Source organism: Proteus sp. FZP2095, assembly GCF_023701425.1.
GTDB lineage: Bacteria > Pseudomonadota > Gammaproteobacteria > Enterobacterales > Enterobacteriaceae > Proteus > Proteus cibarius.
The window spans coordinates 25672-43998 of sequence record NZ_JAMQBJ010000006.1 but is presented as its reverse complement, the minus strand read 5'-3'; the positions used below and the strand labels follow the sequence as shown (position 1 = coordinate 43998).

Below are 18327 nucleotides of genomic sequence, written 5' to 3'. Positions count from 1 at the left end.
ATAATTAATATCAAAAAGAAAGAGGCTAAATATTTAGCCTCTTTCTTTATTTCAAGAAATAAACTTGCAATTATTTGCGTGTCGCAACAATCACACTTGATGCTTTCACTAACGCTAAAACATCACTACCTTTTGCCAGTTTCATCTCTTGTAAGCTTTCATTTGTAATAACAGCTGTCAGTTCTAGACCTTTAGCTGTTTCTAAATGAACGGTAGAGTTCACCGCACCTTGTGCGATTTGAGTTACTTTACCTAAAAATTGGTTACGTGCAGAGAAATTTAAACCGCAATCAGGCAGTGCTAAAACAACCCACGGCGCTTTAATAATGGCAATTGCTTCGCCATCTTTTTTGATTTTTAAACTGTCACGGCTCTCTTTAGTAATAATTGTGGCAAGTTTTTCACCATGGGCTAAAGATAAAATCACTTCGCTATTAACGGCACCTTCAATAATATCAATAACTTTACCAACTAACTGATTGCGTGCTGAAACTTTCATTTATTCACCTCTATTCTATTATTGATGAGAGATTATATTAATAACACTGTCAAATTACTGAGATAACTTTAGCATAAATATCATCAAATAAATTATTTTTAGATCATAGCTTAAGGTTTATTTATTATTTAAAAACATAGTGTTACAAAAACATAGAGATAACAAATTACTATTAACTTATTAGTATTGAATAAGTATAAATAATTTATAAATTTATTTTTTAGCACTATCAATATAAACAAAATAGATAACTTAATGCCTTTCTGTATTAAAAGGAATTTAAGCTATCTATCATTCAAATTAACTAAATATACTTATTGTCCGTTTTGAGCAAAGGCCGCTAATAAATGTAAAGCTGAAGAATAATAATCCGTATCTTCACTTAAATCGACATCTTCAATAGGTGCTTTCATCGTTAAATCTCTCACCGCCATCATGCCGGGAGTAAGGTTATATTCAGCGCGCTCTTGAGCATCAATACTTACCCAAGCTGGGGTTTTATAACGATCAAATTGCTGCCAATACTGCACAAAAGGTTGTAGCGCTAATTCATCATGTGCCCAAGCTAAATAAAGCGGAATACGTATTGCGTCAAAGCTAAATCGTGCAGGCCATTTTTCACTCGGTTCTATCTTTCCATCTGGATATAAACTTACCCAGTCTGTTGGTAATTGATATTCACCAAATCGCATATTTCTAAGTAAAGACTGACTATCATTAATTAACACTTTCCAACGAACATCGTTACTTGTGCGGTAAAAATCTTTCCATGCAGGGAAAATAAAATAGGATGGATTAATAATAATTTCTTCTGGCGTCTTAAAACCATTAATACCGGGTAAAAGTACGGTATAACTTTTTGTCTTAATTAAAGTATGTTCCAAAATAGCGTGTTGAATAGAATCAGAAGCTGAAAGGTAACTTTCATCATTCCATTTTTCGCCAGCTTTTAATAATGCCCACGCAATTAAGATATCACCATCTGTTGCATTATTAGGATCAGGGGTATGTTCACTATTTTCAGGCTCATAACGCCACTTAAATAAGCCTAAATCGCCACGATAAAGAGAAGTGGCAGTCCAGCGCCATAACTTATTAAATGTTTCATGATCATCACTCATCACGGCCATTAACATGCCATAGCCTTGACCTTCAGAGTGTGAAATGTTTTTGTTAGCGCTGTCTATAACTCGCCCATCATCCTTAATATAGCGCTCTTTAAACTGTTGCCATCCTACTTGGGTATCTGCTGCCTGTATTGAGGGAGAAACCATAAGCAACAAACCTAAAATAAAAAAGGTGGAAAATAGAAAATTACAACGAGATAAGTGCCTAAAAGACATTGACTTTCTCTCCTGCTATTGCCGACCGCCATCTTAGTTCGGTCGGCATATTGCATATTATTTCAAGATAAACTCAAAAGATAGCAACTATCTTTTGTGCTTCACTTACTTCATCTTCTTCTATGACTTCTGTTTTGGGTAACAATGTTTTTTCACAAAAGTCCTGCATCCAAGAAGCAAATTCTTCTTTTAAGGCAGAATTATGTAGGCCATATTCAACAAAGGCTTTCATATATCCTAGCTTATTACCACAGTCATGTGATTTACCCACTAAGGTATATGCTTCAGCGACTTCTTTTTTCAATAATAAATCAATCGCATCCGTTAATTGAATTTCACCACCTACGCCAGCTGGTAGACCATCTAATAATTCCCAGATAGCTTCAGAAAAAACGTAACGGCCAACAACAGAAAGATTAGAAGGTGCATCTTCAGGATTGGGTTTTTCCACGATACGACGAATAGGAGCCCAATTACCTTGAGGACAGAAAACCCCTTCACAATCTACAACACCATATTGTTGTACTTGGCTCATTGGCACAGGCTCAACCATAATTTGGCTACGTTCTGTTTTTTCAAAACGTTTTATCATTGCTGATAAATTATCATGTTGAGGATCGCAATAGTGTGCATTTAATAAAACATCTGGCAGTAAAACAATAAATGGATTATTGCCGATAACTGGACGTGCACAGCAAATTGCATGGCCTAAACCTAAAGCATGGCCTTGGCGAATTTGAACAATTTTGACATTGTCAGGACAAATTGAGCGCACTTCTTCTAATAATTTATTTTTAATACGCTGTTCCAGCATATTTTCTAATTCAAAGCTGGTATCAAAGTGATCCGCAATTGAATTTTTAGAAGAGTGAGTCACTAAAATAATTTCCTCAACGCCTGCCTGAGCACACTCTTCAACAATATATTGAATTAAAGGGCGATCAACGATTGGCAGCATTTCTTTAGGAATTGATTTCGTTGCAGGTAACATACGAGTACCTAATCCAGCAACAGGGATAACCGCTTTCATCATAATAAAATCCTCTAATAGACATTTATCTAAAACTAATATTTAGTATTATTTTAAATTTACTCTTATATTTCATCAGGAATGCTAGATATATTTTAAAAACAGTTATCCCCTCTTCGTTAAAAAGAAATAACGTTATTTTTATATATCTTTATTTAAAAAAACTTCTATTTAAAACCTTTTATTTAAAATCCGGAATAAAACCCATATTTATTACCACCCATTTCTTTTATAGAATAAAGTGTTTCATCTGCAGATTTTAATAATTCAGATAATGTTTTTCCGTCTTTAGGATATTCAGCAATACCTAAACTAATTGAAGGGGTTAACACAAAATCCGAATTAATATCGATGGGCTTTTCCATTGATTTCCAAAGTGATTCTATTATTTCTAACAAAATCACAGAACAAGAACGTAATCCTTTAGGGAAAAGCACAGCAAATTCATCGCCACCAAGCCGCCCACAATAGACTTCACTATTTTCTAATTGTGACAATCGTTTTGATATTTCACACAATACTTTATCGCCTGCATGATGCCCGAATTGATCATTAATAGATTTGAATTTATCGCAATCTATAATACCAAGACAAAATGAAGATGGCTGTGAAATATTTAAGCGTTCATTTTCGATTTTTTCAACAATACTTAATCGATTAGATATTCCAGTTAATGAGTCAATATAACTTTTATTAAATAACTCGTTTCTTAGCTCTACCTTATCAGTAATATCTAAGCTAATAAACACATAGTGAGAAATTAAATTATTTTCATCAAACACAGGAATAATACTAATATCTTCCCATACATCTTTTTGTGTATCGTTATTTCTTTTGGCTTCTAATCTATATACTCCCTTATTATCATTATTACCATTTACACAATAATTAATTTGATTCTCATCAACCAAGTTAAATAAACTGTATTTTTTACCTTTTATATTTTCAAAGTGAACATTATTGAATTCACAATATTTTTCATTTGCATAAATAATGATGCCATTAATATCTGTTACTAACATCATGAAAACATTATTAGTAAATTGCTTTATTAATAAGCATTTAGAATTATCATCATTAAATATCATTTCATTCATTTTTGACCTCCTATGCTCATCAATAAAGCATATATATTATTATTCAGCTGATGAGTTATGCGCATAGCGGAAAATAAAGACATCTTTTGCATCCGTAGATTGACGATGCACTTGCATTTTGGCATTACCACCTTGATCCGTTAACCAGCCTTCATATAACCCTTCTAAAACACTGGCACTTGCAACACGCCACTGTTCATCATCTTGGCTTTGCGTAAAATGAGGCCATGCACAATGAACCAGTAAAAGTTCGCTCATTGCAGGAGATATCGTGACAAAACCCCATTTAAATAGCGTTAATACGCGATTAATATGTGATTCAAGTAATTGAATATTTTCGCTTTCAGGTAAAGGATAACGTAAGGCAATATCTTTACCTATGTTCCTTAATTTATTTCCAGCAGTAGAAATATCATTGTCATTTAAGATTTGAAAAAATAATAATTGAGTTAGATCTTGCCAGCCACTTTCAAAAGGTAATTGTAAGATATCACTGTCATGCTTATTCATTATTTGTCTCCTTAATTATTTAGACAGGAAGTCTGGGGTATATTTTAAGTGTAACCACATATTATCTTCAGCATAATCACCCGATGTATCATGCGATAAGCTGACACCTAACTCGGTTTCTTTGTTTAAATAATATTTCGCGTCTAAACCTAATCTGTAAGTAAAATTCGTTTCGTCTTCTTCTTCGTACTGAGATTTAATACGAGGATCGCTCGCATTCTTTTTATTTAATGCGTTTTGCATATAACCATGCGTTGGGAAATAATCGCTACCTTTCTGTTTGTAACTTTGTATCCCTATTGCACCATTTAATGAGACTTCACCTTTTTCAAAACGACGGGTATAAGCAACAGGCAATGAAACCGACACATAGTCTTGTGGACTAAAATAACCGCCGTGTCCTAGAGAGAAGTAGTTTTGGTTATTTCTAAAGTTCATATAATCAACATGCACACCTGCTTTGACTTCTTGTTGATCATCTTTATAGAACTTAGCATAAGAACCAATCCACGCTTTCACTTCATCATTACTCGCAACACTTTTACCTTCGTAGTTATAGAAACCACCACCAGCATAAGCCCCAACTTTTCCATCATCCCAAGCATATTGAACTTTAGCGCCGTTACGAGTTACACGGCCCCAACTTTCGCCAGTCATTGGATCAGTACGCCCCATATAAGAAAGTAGACTATCTTTTATGGCTCTGCGCTCTGCGGTCAGTGTTAATTGCCCATTTTGGCTAATTTGAGGTGAATATGTGAGGCCACCGACAACCGTTGCCGTATCTTTACCTAATGGCGTTGAGCCCACATCAAAGCTGACATCCTTGTCTGATAAACGTAGCCCTAATTCAACACCAGAAGCACGTTGGCTACCTGCTTCATCGGCATTAATTTTGTTTTTCTCGTCATGGTTATCGCTATTCTTAGCAAAGCGTTCAGCATGTTGAAGCTGTCCTGTACCAAAGCGGTTAGCTCTTTCTCCTGAAACCGAACCACTGGTCATCGAAACTGGGTTAACACTAAATTCCCAACGGAACTCTTCACCAGGTACACTTGAAATACTCATTGGTGCAGAAATTTCGGTGACGTTAGATAATCCTTTATCACCATTACGATGACGTATAGCTACACCACCTTGTACCCAAGGTGAGACTTTCTCTTCTAGCTCACGAATAGAGCGTTGAACCGATGCCATCTCTTTACGTTCATAAATAGACCCCGCAATCGTGGCATTATCACTGTCACCTAATGCTTTTAATTGGCCTGCTGAAGTTTTCAATGAGCTATCACTGTTTTGCCATTGCGCACTACGTAGCAATGTTAATGCTTTACGATTTTCACCATTTAATTGCGCAATTTGCGCGGCTTGTAATAAATAAGCCGGTTGTGAAGATGAAGGTATTTGCTGCAACAACTGCTGTGCTTTTCTTCCATCTTTCTGTGCTAATGCCACTTCAATTTGAGCTTGGATTAATTTGCTATCTTTTCCTTGCTCTTTTTCTAAGTAAGAAAGAATTTTGTTTGATTGTTCAGGCATTGATTGCGCTAAATAAACACGACTTAATGCCATTAATAAATCGGGATCATTAGGTGATGCCTTTAAAGCAACGACTAACGTGTCGTAAGCCGCTTTAATTTCGCCTTTTTCACGTAAGCTATCTGCTTGCGCAACTTTAGTGGCAACTTCTAAACGTTTTTTCTCAACAATCGGTGTTTCTTGTTGTAAAGCGGGATCATTAATCAAGCTAGATGCCTGTGTATAATGGCCTAACTCATTGAGAACGTTGATGTGGCCTGCGTAGTTACCAACCGAGCCTTTAGTGCCTTTTGCAATATCACTTTCAACTAATTGTAACGCTTCATCGTTTAATCCACTGTTAACCAATTTCTCTGCTAATTCACCCACATCATTTGGATAATCAGCAACTTGATTAATTAATGGGCGTAAAATATTACGCATAGCCACAAGGTTTCCAGCCTGACGATAATGGTCAGCTTGCGCAAGTTGGCGATGGAAACGAGCTCGTTGTAATAACTCTTTTTCAGCTTCAGTTTGTTGATTATGGCTACTTAGTAAGTTAAAAACTTTATCCCACTCTTTTTGCTCAACATAAAATAGAGATGCCACATAATCAGAATCTCTTGTTCTGCGGTTTTGTAACTGTGAAATAATATTTTTTGCACCAACACTGTCGCCATCAGCCGCCATTAGGCGTGCTAAATCAAGGTAAACCCAGTTATTTTGCGGGTTTTTACGCTGTGCTTGTAAAAGTAATTGTCTTGCTTGAACACGATTACCACTTTCTAATGCTTTTTGCGCTTCACGGCGTAATTTCTCAGAAGGGTCGGTATTCGCAGTCAATTTTTGACGCAAAGCAGCAGATTGTTGAGCCAGTAATTGTTCTGCTTTCGTATTCTGTCCTTCCTGAACTAATAAATAGTAATAAGCAGAAATCACTTTTTCATTACGGCTATTTTGCTGATAAAGCCCTGACAGCAATTGGTGGGCAGCAGGTAAATTACCTTGCTTTCGCAATAAGTCAGCTTGTAATAAATTGGCAGATAACCCTTTTTCACCTGAAGCACTGGTTAATGGCGCTAATTGTTCAATAGCTTGTTGAATATTGCCTTGTTTAGCGCGTTGTTGTGCGTTGCGTAATTGCGCGTAAAAACCCGCATCTTCCGCTTGTTGCTTCCATTTACTGCCTTGTTCGCCACCTGATTGCGCAGCTTGATTTAATAAACGTTGACCTGTGGTTAAATCGCCTGAACGTAATGCGATATAACCTAAACCCGCTAAGGCTTGCGCATCATTCTTATCTGACGCCAAAGCTTGCTTGAAATAACCTTCGGCTTCTTTCAATTTACCTTTGTTTAATGCGGTATAACCTGCTTGGCGTGCATTACCTTGAATAGCGCCTTGAAAATGTTCTGCAACCGCTTTATCGTTCGGGTTTGCTTGCAAATAGGTTTTGTATAACACTTCATCATCAGGACGAACATTCAACCATAACAGTGCTTGACGCAGACCTTTTTTGGCCGACTCATCACCCGAAATATTCCCTAAAATAGTTATCCCTTCACGACGAGTTTCTTCGTTATAAGTCAGTGTTAATCCTAATGCTTTTTGCGTTTCTTTATTATCAGGCATTAATGCAGCACGTTGCTTTAATCCCGTAATGGCTTGAGGCAACATTGCCGGTACACCTGCCATCGTTTGATAATATTCTAACGCCAGTGTTTCAGGTGGCTCACTGCTGACAAATAAACGTTGGTACGCTTTTATCGCTTCTTCGTGTTGCCCTTTTTTCGCTAACTCTCTGGCATATCCTAATTGTTGTTCACTAAATTGTGATGAACGGATGTTTTTTAATCCTTCAATTCGTGGATCTTGCGGTGCAATTTGCGCAAGCTTTTCTCGCCAATAAGTTGCTTGTTTTTCATTACCTTGTTGCGCAGTAAAGAATGCCATTAAATACAGCGCATCTTGATTATTGCTTTCCATAATCAAAACTTTTTGCAGTGCTTCTACTGCACGTTCATCGTGCGCTCTACCATGCCAATAATTAGCTTGTTCAATAAGAGAACTAACAATAGTTGGATCAGTTGCCGTTGTATTTGCCTCAACTGCGGTTGCTTGTACTTGGCTTGAAACCCCTAGAATACAACCTGCATAGATGACTTGAACGATGATATTAAGTGCGTGATTTTTCATCTCATATCCCCCTTTATTTGTCTGAACGATGCTGTGATATCTGATGTAAACGACGAGTTGAGCGACGTTGTAACCAGCAATAAGTCACGAAGCCCGTCAACGCACAAAAACCAACCGCTAAAAGACCCAGCAAATAGACGTGTCTAGAGCTATACCAAAGGAATTGTTGTAAGAAAGGTAAGTCACCTTGCGAGAAGTGTTCACCTAAATGGAAACTTTTTACGGTGTCTTTACCACTAATAAGTGTGATATCGCCTTTAATCGCCGCATTTATTTGGGCTAAATTTAAGTCATTGATAATGGTTTTTATCGAATCATTACCTTTCGCGGTAACTAACACGACAACCCTATCGCTTGCCCAAGGTGAAATAAAACTCATCATGCCACGCCAATCTTTCACTGAAGATAAGTAACTTGCAGCATCACCACTTTGAGATAAATAATCGCCAGCCATCCAACCTTTTGCTTTATCAATCAATGATTGCGGTTTGACTTCGACGTTTTTATTTAAAAACGAGAAAGCTTGTTGTGAAAAACGTGCTGGTAAAAAACCGTCACTACTTAATGAGCCAATCGCTAACACATCGTGTTGAGAGAGATTATTTTTCTCAAGCTCTTTAGCACCTAAGAAAACTGATGCATGAGAAACCGGTGTACCTGTGGCATAGCCTGATCTCGCCATTAAGTTCACTAAGGTATAAAGCTCTTCGATTGTTGGATTCTCAGGTAATAACAGTGTCGTTTGTGAAAAATCAGCACGACGACTAAATGGGAATGAAGCCCCTGAAAAATACGCCAAATTCGGCATTCTTGAATAGTGCCAAGTATTTTTAAATTGCAGCGTTGATTGCGGATCAATTTGGCTAATTAAGCCACTACCATCCGTTAAAATACAAGGAGCATCCTCAGGTTCACGTAAGTCAAAATAAAACTGCAATTGATTCTGACTGTAGATCTGACGAGGATTTAAATAGAGCGTGCTATTTTGCTGTTCACTCTCCATTCCTAGCCATTGTCTTAACATACCTAAAGGTTCTGAACGCGCCGGATACAATGCACCTAAGAATTGGTTATTCAAAGAAGCAATCAATGAAGAGCGACGACTATTTAGTTTATCCGAATGAGGGAAAACATATTTCAAATCTAAAGGCAACGCATCACCATCCCACCAAAAGAGATCAGGAGAAACACGAAACGAAAACTGATTCGGTGCATGGTTAATACCTTGACGCGAAAAGTCATCACTACCATTAGCAATTTGACCTAATGTGACGGGTTTATTAGTGTTTAACCAACGAGGGGCATCGTAATCTTTGCGTACTTCCAATGTTTGAAAAGGTACGATTAAGTGATCATTTTGTGGCAACTTGCCGTTGTTTAACGCCCATACAGCTTGGCGAAGAGATTTCTCATTATCACCACTTATCAGTAATAATTTGAAAACAGGATCGACTGGATTATCAACAATGGTTAATTGCCCACTATTTCCTGACGGTAATGTAATACCCGCGATAGTTTGTCCTGAATAACCAACTAAAACACCATCACTTTCAGGTAACTGATTCATTAAAACAGGTAAATCAACTTGCTTAATATCATGACTAAAACTGCCAAACCATGATGCAGCAATAGCTGCTGTTGTTACCTCTGCATGGTCAGGTTTATCTGACAATATGATAGGTAACGAGGTCGCTGTCATTCTGTCAGGATCAAAGAACGGTAGGGGCAATCGTTCCAGACTATACCCGCCATTAATCCAGCGACCTCGATAATCTAATGATGAATCTGGTGAAATAACCAAACTTAATCCTTCAGCCAATGGAGGGATACATTGGTTTTCATCCAATGCATCACGATTGGCCAAACGAAAACTGAGATTATTTACATTCGTCAACATCATTTCAGGGATTTCTAAAACATATTCATGCTCTTGCCCACCTTCTTCTAAAGGTAGAAATCCCATAGGTTGACCATTTAGCATTAAGTGAAGTGTTTGATCAGATTGAATTAATCCTTGAGACGCTTTCACTTTCATCGTTAATGTAGCGTTATCAATAAATAAATCGTTCGCCATATTAAACGTCACACCAGAAAGTAATCTTCTTCCTGATAACACGATAGGTGATGGACTTCCCATCTGTGCCAATGTTAATTGCTCTTCGATATTACGTGCTTCAGACAATACACCCTCTTCAAGTTGGATCGGGTTATTCGTATTTTGTTGTACTGGCGAATGTGTATAAGAAGTTGGGTCAGGTAAAAACTCCCCTCCTAGCTCTAACATTCCCGTATCTGCTTGAGAAAGATTAATACTTGCGATCGCCATCGCCGTTAGGCTTAGCATTAATGTCAGTTTCTTTTTCATGCTTAGTCATCCCCGTTAATAGATTGCACAGAGAGTGAAGCTTTTGCTTTCGTTCTTGTTGCTGGTGCTTTCACTTTTTGGCGACGACCAAAGAACAGTTCAAAAATACAACGCGTAATGCCTGCCAATTCTTTAAATGGTTTGTCTTTATAATCCGCTTGATGGATCCATGCATCAGCACGACCAAAGACAATACGCACTAATTTGCGGCGAAGATTTAAATCAATAGGTAAGAATTCAAGACGTAGTTGATTGCTTTCTAAACTCACCATATCAACAGGAACAGTAACTTCATCTCGTTGTACATTCAGAGTGATTGACGTGACATTACGTTGGCGAAGTTCAGACATCTTATTCACGGCGATGCGAACGCCCCCCATTGAAATATCTTCAGTGGTTGTCGTTAACTCAGCGCCATCATCAAAATGTAAGGTAATAGGGAGAGATGCATTGATCCGTGTATGCTTACGAATTTGTCGAGTCTCTTTACCTACTGCAATAGAAGCAAGAATAATAAATAAACTATAAGTTGCCCAAGTCAGGTTTAAAACAATTACTAGTGGATCAATGCCTTGGAAGTCATTTAATAGGTAACGAACAATAACCCATGAAATCCCAGTGATAAGAAGAAGTGCAGTGATGATTAATGGACGCACAGTGAGGTAATCCATATAGCTTTTATCAAGCAAATCACCTTTATCTGTTACGTTAAATTTACCTAATTTTGGTGAAACTAGGCTCAGCAAAGTTGGTAACACCAAACTAAATGCCATAACGGTTTCATAAATTTCGCCCCAGAAAGAGTAACGGTATTTACCGATATTTTTCGAATTTACATAAACCGACATGATTAAGTGTGGTAACGCATAAGCAAATATCATGCTGGCGGATGAAGCGATAATATTGAGGTTAAATAACATAAACAGTAACGGTGCAGTCAAGAAGATGATACGAGGTAAACCGTACTGAAAATGGAGCATGGCATTGAGATAACATAAACGCTGAGGGAATGTTAAACCACGACCTAACATTGGATTATCGACACGGAATATTTGCGTCATCCCTCTAGCCCAACGGATACGTTGGTTAACGTGTAATGCTAAACGTTCTGTTGCAAGACCTGCGGCTAAAGGAATATCAATAAATGCAGAGTTCCAACCTAAACGTTGTAATTTAAGCGCGGTGTGAGCATCTTCAGTTACCGTTTCAACAGCAATACCACCGATTTCTTCAAGAGCACTACGACGCATAACAGCACATGAACCACAGAAGAATGTCGCATTCCAGTTATCATTACCACGTTGAACAGGGCCATAGAAAAGTGCGCCTTCATGGGGTGCATCTTTAGCGGCACTTAAGTTACGTTCAAATGGATCTTGTGAGTAGAAATAGTGCGGTGTTTGTATCAGTGCTAATTTAGGATCTTCAAGGAAGCTACCAACCGTTGCTTGCAAGAAAATACGTGTTGATATGTGGTCACAATCAAAAACACAGATTAACTCACCGTCTGTTAATCCCATTGCATGATTTAAGTTACCCGCTTTAGCGTGATCATGAACTTCACGTTCAATGTAAGTTACACCAACATCACCAGCGAATTGTTTAAATTCTTCACGGCTACCATCATCCAATATATAAACTTTCATTTTATCTTGTGGATAATCGATAGCTTGTGCAGCTAAGACGGTATCACGTACTACATCCAAACTTTCGTTATAGGTTGGAATATAAATATCAACAGTCGGCCATTGAGAAACATCTTTAGGTAACGGTGCTATTTTTCTATTTAATGGCCATGATGTTTGGAAGTATCCTAGGACTAATATTATCCAAGAATAAATTTCAGCCATAAATAAACCACTACCTAAAACAGCCTCGATAGTTGTATTAAAATTTAAGGTATTTGTTGCGCGCCAATAGAGATAACGCGTTGACATCAACAATGAAATAAAAACCATTGTTAACAATCGTTTTTTTGATTTTTTAAAACCGATAACAAATAACAGCAATATATTGATAATACCGAATATATATTGTTGTTCGGCGCTCATTGGCATAACAATGAGTGAAAACATTGTTATCAATAGAAAAGCCGTAATTAATGTTTTAAATATTTTATTCATAAACCTATACCTTTGTCATCGCCATAGATATTTTCTTAAGACAAAGGCACCCCATCGACATTAATAAACATCGAAAAGAAATAAACCTATCTTAAAAAATAAAATAACAATGGCTAAAGATTGACACCAGTCAATATTATTTATTTACACAAAGAGTTTTGCTTATTTAGATTAGACAGAGGCAATAAATGACAATATATCTTTTAATGATATATTTTCATGAGCATGAGCTCTATCCGTTTCGTTGCTATCAAATATTTTATTATCTGCTAACAAATTTTGCTTACTCTTAATTAAATTGTCTTTCTTTGCTTTAACAACTAAAGCATCCTGGCGATAAGAAGGGATAGACGATGAAGTAACAGGCTGTTTTGGTTCGTTTTTCACAACAAGTGAAGTTTCAGAAAACGTATTATTACTTAAATTACTAATTTTATTATTATCTTCTTTATTTATAACTACTGGTTCTATTTTATTATCAACATCTTGTATTGTAGAGGAAGAAAACTCCTGAAAAGCAAAGGCATCTTCCTGAAACTTATCTTTTAGGTTACTAATATCATCATACATAGTGTGGCCCCTTTAATAACAGTACTCTAAACCTTGTTCAATAATTTGATGCTCATCCAAAATAAGGAAGAGAGAACCTTATAGATAATTTTCACAACAAGTTAAAAATATATCTTTATAAATTCATATTTAAACTCTCATTAAATCATCAATTAATGAACATCAACTATGTAGGGTAAAATAATCTTATAAATACCAACTTATTTAATTACAAATAAACATCATCCGATTAAGAGCAATGATTATTTAAATTAAATTGTATAATTATTTTAATGAAAAATACAACATCAAAAAAAGTGTAAAAAGTAAAACAGTACTCATTTTTACTTTATAAAAATAAGTATTTTTACTTAACTAAATATTTATTGTTACTATTAAAAACAGCATCTTTTTCACCTAAAAAAACAGGTTTAAAAACCAGATAATAACTAAAGTTAATTAATAACAATTTGTATAAATTTTATAAAAATAAAATTCTAAAATAATTATTTATTGATATTATTTCTTCTAAAAATCAAAGAACACATCAAGATCAATTTTAATAAACTCTCTTTTTTTGATTCTAAAAAAGACTAGAAAATAATAATTTAAAATAGAAAATATTATTTATTGATATTGATCATCATCAAAATAGGTTTCTTTTTTACACCTAAAAGGTGAATTTATTGCTTTTTATCATATTAAGACCGTTTCATTTTATTAAGGGAAAATAAAATACATCAGCCTTGGTTAAGTTTTAGAAAAAAACATCAAAATAAAAGACAAAAATAGATTATCAATCTATGATGTGTTTTTTTATTTGCTTATAGTAAATACCGCTAAGAATAACCTGTATTACAGAATAATTAACTTAAGTAATATTTTATCTATAAAATGGTATTGTTAACTTAGCTTAACAAACACACAAGCGTGACATAGTTCAAATAATAAATGTAACAATGAAAATAAGCACACAAACCAATATAAGTTATTGAATTTATAATATTTTAAATATTAAATTAGTTATAAATACCAATGTTTAGTATAAATACCAGTATTTACGATTTTTTATATTAAGAATACTTAATTAAATACACCTTTCTACTAAGAGATTGGTATCATTTTAAGATTATCTTTTTATGTAACTATATAAATAAAGATATTTTTTATATAAATTTTTTAAGAGCAATCCTAAGAAACTAAGCTCTATTTTTTTTATCATTCAGTAAAAACCAATCAAATTAAGATTAGTTTAATAAAGATAATTTAAAATAGCGGAATCGCTTCACCTGTTCACAGAATAGCAAAAAGGCACTCTATCCTTCTTTACTTCTATGCTATCTTTATTAAGTGAATCAGGAGTATTCGACATAACGGGAAAAAGATGGATTTAGAACAATTAAAAAAAGAATTTCGTACCGGCAAGAAAATAAAGTTCGTTTACTTTTGGGGACACAAAAGTAAAGGTAATGACATCGCAAAAAGTTGCTTTAGCCAATGGTATCCAGCACCTTTTATATTAGATGAAGTACGTTATGCTAGCGCTGAGCACTATATGATGGCTGAAAAAGCAAGATTATTTAATGATATAGAAGTCAGAGAGCGCATAATTACCACCTCTAATCCAGGTTCAGCAAAAGCATTAGGTAGAGAAGTAAAAGGATTTGACCAAAACATTTGGGAACAACACCGTATGGATATTGTTATTCGTGCCAATATCGCTAAGTTTTCCCAAAATAAAGAACTCGGTAAATTTCTGATTTCAACAGGCAATCGTGTGCTTGTTGAGGCAAGCCCCGTTGATAAAATATGGGGAGTCGGTTTAAGTGAGCAAGATAACGAGATTAACAATCCTCTTCTTTGGAATGGATTAAATTTATTAGGTTTTGCTCTAATGAAAGTACGTAGTGTGTTGATTGAAGGTAGAAATCAATAGATAAAGAAAACTCAACTGTCACCAATCACTGTTCTTCTTTAACCTAGTGTATAAGCAGTAGAGATAACTTAAGTATTGACTGAAATAGAAATGGCCACGTAACGACAACCTTGTCGTTGCTATAAATAATATTTACAGAATAATTAAGAGACTGATATGTATTATGGTTTTGATATGGGCGGCACAAAAATTGAGCTTGCCGTTTTTGATAAAGATTTAACTCAAGTATGGCAAAAACGTGTTCCGACACCTAAAAATGACTATCAGGCATTATTGAATGTTTTTAAGGATCTGACTTTAGAAGCTGACAATGAATTAGGTTGTAAGGGAAAAGTGGGGGTGGGTGTTCCTGGTATTGTGAATGCTAAAGAAGGAACAGTGTTTACCACTAATGTTCCGGCAGCTAAATACAAACCTATGGTTCACGATCTCGCACATATACTCAATAGACCCGTTAAAGTCGAAAATGATGCTAACTGCTTTGCCTTATCGGAAGCTTGGGATCCTGAGTTTCGTCATCACCCTTCTGTATTAGGTCTTATATTAGGCACGGGAGTGGGGGGAGGATTTGTTATTGATGGCAAAGTATTGTCTGGCAAGAATGGGATTGCTGGTGAAATCGGTCATATGAATCTGAATGTAGATGCAGATAATGTGATCGGTGAAACGATGCCAAAAATTATTTGTGGCTGTGGTAAAAAAGCGTGTTTTGAAACCTATTTATCGGGCCGTGGTTTTGAACGCATGTATAAAGCCTTCAATAATACCCCACAAAGAGCGGTTGATATTGTTGAGCAATATTATGCAGGCGATGAAAAAACTCAAGAACATGTTGATCGCTATATGAAAGTACTTGCGATTTACCTTAGCAATATTCTTACTGTACTTGACCCTCATTTGATTGTTATTGGTGGTGGGTTATCACAATTTAACGCACTGTATGAGCTATTACCTAAATATCTCTCACACTGTGTTTACGGCAATGCACAAATTCCAGTAATAGAAAAAGCACGTCATGGTGATGCAGGTGGCGCTCGTGGAGCGGCTTGCCTTAATTTATTAGACTGATAAATAAAAAAGAGCCTTTCTTCTTTTTTTCTTAAAGGCTCTTCTATTTATAGCTTATAGTGTTTTATCAGAGCCATCACATTATTAAGGCTATCGGTATGGATAAGATTTGGTTTAAAAAAAGACTCACCTTTCTTGGTGGATTAACTATCATATTAGTCTTACTTCAACTTATTAACTCACTACTCCCCATCTCTCTTCTTCAATGGGGCATTATTCCAAGAACAGGTGAAGGTTTAATTGGTATTTTTATCGCGCCTTTCATTCATGGATCTTGGTCTCATCTATTTAGTAATCTACTCCCACTTCTTATTCTTAGTTTTTTATCCATGACCCAATCTCTACGAGAATATGTGTTATCTAGTATATTTATCATTATTGTAAGCGGTTTATTAGTTTGGATTTTTGGACGAAGCGCTGTTCACGTTGGTGCAAGTGGATGGATTTTTGGGTTGTGGTCTTTGCTTATTGCTCACGCTTTTACTCGACGTAAAATCATCGATATCGTGATCGCACTCTTTGTTCTATTCTATTATGGATCAATGGCCTACGGATTAATCCCGGGACAATTAGGTGTATCAACAGAATCACATATTTCAGGTGTTGTTGCAGGGCTACTTTATGCATGGTGTGCAAGAAAGCTAATTCGCCGTAAAAGCCGAGTAGTAGAAGTGGCTAAATAGCCACTTCTTTATAAAACAGTTACTTATGACCAATTGGCAGTATTGTTCTGCCATACATCTCATTTAATACTTCAGCCATTGCAAGATAAAAAGCACTGGCACCACAAATAATCCCTTCAAAACCTGCAATTTTTAAAATCAGTGCATTGCCGGTGATATTTCCTATCGCCAGTAAAGCAAATAAAACTGTCAGACTTAAAAAGACAAACTGTAGCGCTCTATTGGCTTTTAACGTGCCAATGAACATGAAAAAGGTAAAAATTCCCCACAGTGCTAAAAACACACCTAAAAAGAGAGGTGTTGTTGGCTCGCTTAAGCCCATCACTGGTAATAACCAAATTCCTACCAATGTTATCCAAAAGAAGCCGTAAGAGGTAAATGCAGTGGCGCCAAAAGTGTTGCCTTTTTTGAACTCAAAAATTCCAGCAATAACTTGAGCGATCCCACCATAAAAAATTCCCATACTCATAATGACTGAGACAACTGGGAAAAAACCGGCATTATGTATGTTCAACAAAATCGTTGTCATACCAAAACCCATTAAACCTAATGGACCCGGATTGGCAATACGTTCGTTAGTCATAAAACCTAAAACCTCTAAAAATAATAGGGGAAAATTAAAAAAATTTTGAAAGCGCTGGATGATAAGAGGTAACACATCCAAAAACAATGATCCCAAAGGGTATATTTTTGAATAACTGCCAACACCGATCCTAAGGGGAAATAACTAGTAGATTTAACTTAGAGAAAAGAAGTATTTAGTGATAGATACTTATATCAACAAAAAGAACAAAGAAAAATAAAGGTCTATAATTTAAATGTTAATATCAATCAGTTGATATATTAATACTTAAATTTACCTTAAAATGCGGTTTTATACATAGAAATGAAATAAAATCTAATACATTAATTAGTTGAATTATTAACCTATAAGCGAGCTTGTTATGAAAAAAATACTTGTATTATTAATCGGTAGTACTTTGGCTTTTGCATCTCAAGCAAGTACAACACATGAAGGTGGCTTTCAAGGATCTATTCAGACCCCCACAACAGAGCAAGGTGGATTTAAAGGCCCTTCTATTAGTGAAACAACCGTTGCTAAAGCAAAGGATCTTTCTGATGACACTTGGGTTATCTTAACGGGTAAAATTACCAAAAAAATTGGCGATGAGCTGTATGTTTTTGAAGATAGCACCGGCGGTATCAATGTAGATATTGATAATAAAAGATGGCGCGGACAAACAGTCACACCAGAAAATACTGTCAGAATTGAAGGTAAAATTGATAAAGAGTGGACAAGTACCGAGATCGACGTAAAACAAATTACTATTATCAAATAATTACCATCAAATAATTTGTCTTCAAATCAAATACAACCTGATTATGATAAAAGCTAATATATTGAAA

At 35.7% G+C, this 18327-nt stretch carries 14 protein-coding genes; 4 read left to right on the top strand and 10 right to left on the bottom strand.

Annotated features, from left to right (window positions below):
• Positions 1-70: 70 nt before the first annotated feature.
• From NBG71_RS17315 to NBG71_RS17275, 9 genes are all read right to left on the bottom strand, one after another.
• Positions 71-499: a TOBE domain-containing protein gene (locus NBG71_RS17315; protein WP_191901679.1), complete on the bottom strand. Its 429-nt coding sequence runs from the start codon at positions 497-499 to the stop codon at positions 71-73.
• 314 nt (positions 500-813) lie between these two features.
• Entirely contained in the window at positions 814-1842 is a 1029-nt protein-coding gene (locus NBG71_RS17310) for a family 8 glycosyl hydrolase (RefSeq protein WP_075673736.1), read from the bottom strand.
• Positions 1843-1915: 73 nt separating this feature from the next.
• Positions 1916-2875 (bottom strand): UTP--glucose-1-phosphate uridylyltransferase GalU, encoded by a 960-nt coding sequence (gene galU / locus NBG71_RS17305; protein WP_223672818.1) that lies wholly within the window; start codon positions 2873-2875, stop codon positions 1916-1918.
• Positions 2876-3057: 182 nt separating this feature from the next.
• Positions 3058-3969 (bottom strand): sensor domain-containing diguanylate cyclase, encoded by a 912-nt coding sequence (locus NBG71_RS17300; protein WP_075673738.1) that lies wholly within the window; start codon positions 3967-3969, stop codon positions 3058-3060.
• A gap of 39 nt (positions 3970-4008) precedes the next feature.
• A complete protein-coding gene (bcsD, locus tag NBG71_RS17295; protein WP_075673739.1) occupies positions 4009-4479 on the bottom strand; it encodes a cellulose biosynthesis protein BcsD in 471 nt (156 codons plus the stop codon).
• A 15-nt stretch (positions 4480-4494) separates the two neighbouring features.
• Entirely contained in the window at positions 4495-8196 is a 3702-nt protein-coding gene (locus NBG71_RS17290; protein ID WP_250917044.1) for a cellulose biosynthesis protein BcsC, read from the bottom strand.
• Between the two features lie 13 nt (positions 8197-8209).
• The gene (gene bcsB / locus NBG71_RS17285; protein WP_075673741.1) at positions 8210-10561 is read right to left on the bottom strand and encodes a cellulose biosynthesis cyclic di-GMP-binding regulatory protein BcsB; all 2352 of its coding nucleotides are present in this window, start codon (positions 10559-10561) and stop codon (positions 8210-8212) included.
• A gap of 2 nt (positions 10562-10563) precedes the next feature.
• Complete coding sequence (gene bcsA, locus NBG71_RS17280; protein WP_075673742.1) at positions 10564-12684, bottom strand: UDP-forming cellulose synthase catalytic subunit; 2121 nt, start codon at positions 12682-12684, stop codon at positions 10564-10566.
• Between the two features lie 171 nt (positions 12685-12855).
• A complete protein-coding gene (locus NBG71_RS17275; RefSeq protein ID WP_075673743.1) occupies positions 12856-13254 on the bottom strand; it encodes a hypothetical protein in 399 nt (132 codons plus the stop codon).
• A 1363-nt stretch (positions 13255-14617) separates the two neighbouring features.
• Between NBG71_RS17275 and ybiA the strand changes: the two genes are divergently transcribed.
• The 3 genes from ybiA (at position 14618) to NBG71_RS17260 (ending at position 16920) form a co-directional block, all read left to right on the top strand.
• Complete coding sequence (gene ybiA / locus NBG71_RS17270) at positions 14618-15169, top strand: riboflavin biosynthesis intermediates N-glycosidase (RefSeq protein ID WP_075674280.1); 552 nt, start codon at positions 14618-14620, stop codon at positions 15167-15169.
• A 156-nt stretch (positions 15170-15325) separates the two neighbouring features.
• On the top strand, positions 15326-16237 hold the full coding sequence (gene nagK / locus NBG71_RS17265; protein ID WP_075674279.1) for an N-acetylglucosamine kinase: 912 nt from the start codon (positions 15326-15328) through the stop codon (positions 16235-16237).
• A gap of 98 nt (positions 16238-16335) precedes the next feature.
• The gene (locus NBG71_RS17260; protein ID WP_075674278.1) at positions 16336-16920 is read left to right on the top strand and encodes a rhomboid family intramembrane serine protease; all 585 of its coding nucleotides are present in this window, start codon (positions 16336-16338) and stop codon (positions 16918-16920) included.
• A gap of 19 nt (positions 16921-16939) precedes the next feature.
• Here NBG71_RS17260 and satP read toward each other — a convergent pair whose 3' ends face one another.
• Positions 16940-17503, bottom strand: a complete 564-nt coding sequence (gene satP, locus NBG71_RS17255) for an acetate uptake transporter (protein ID WP_075674281.1) — start codon at positions 17501-17503, stop codon at positions 16940-16942.
• Positions 17504-17849: 346 nt separating this feature from the next.
• Here satP and NBG71_RS17250 point away from each other — a divergent pair, with 346 nt between their 5' ends.
• Positions 17850-18260, top strand: a complete 411-nt coding sequence (locus NBG71_RS17250; RefSeq protein WP_075674277.1) for a YgiW/YdeI family stress tolerance OB fold protein — start codon at positions 17850-17852, stop codon at positions 18258-18260.
• Positions 18261-18327 lie beyond the last annotated feature (67 nt).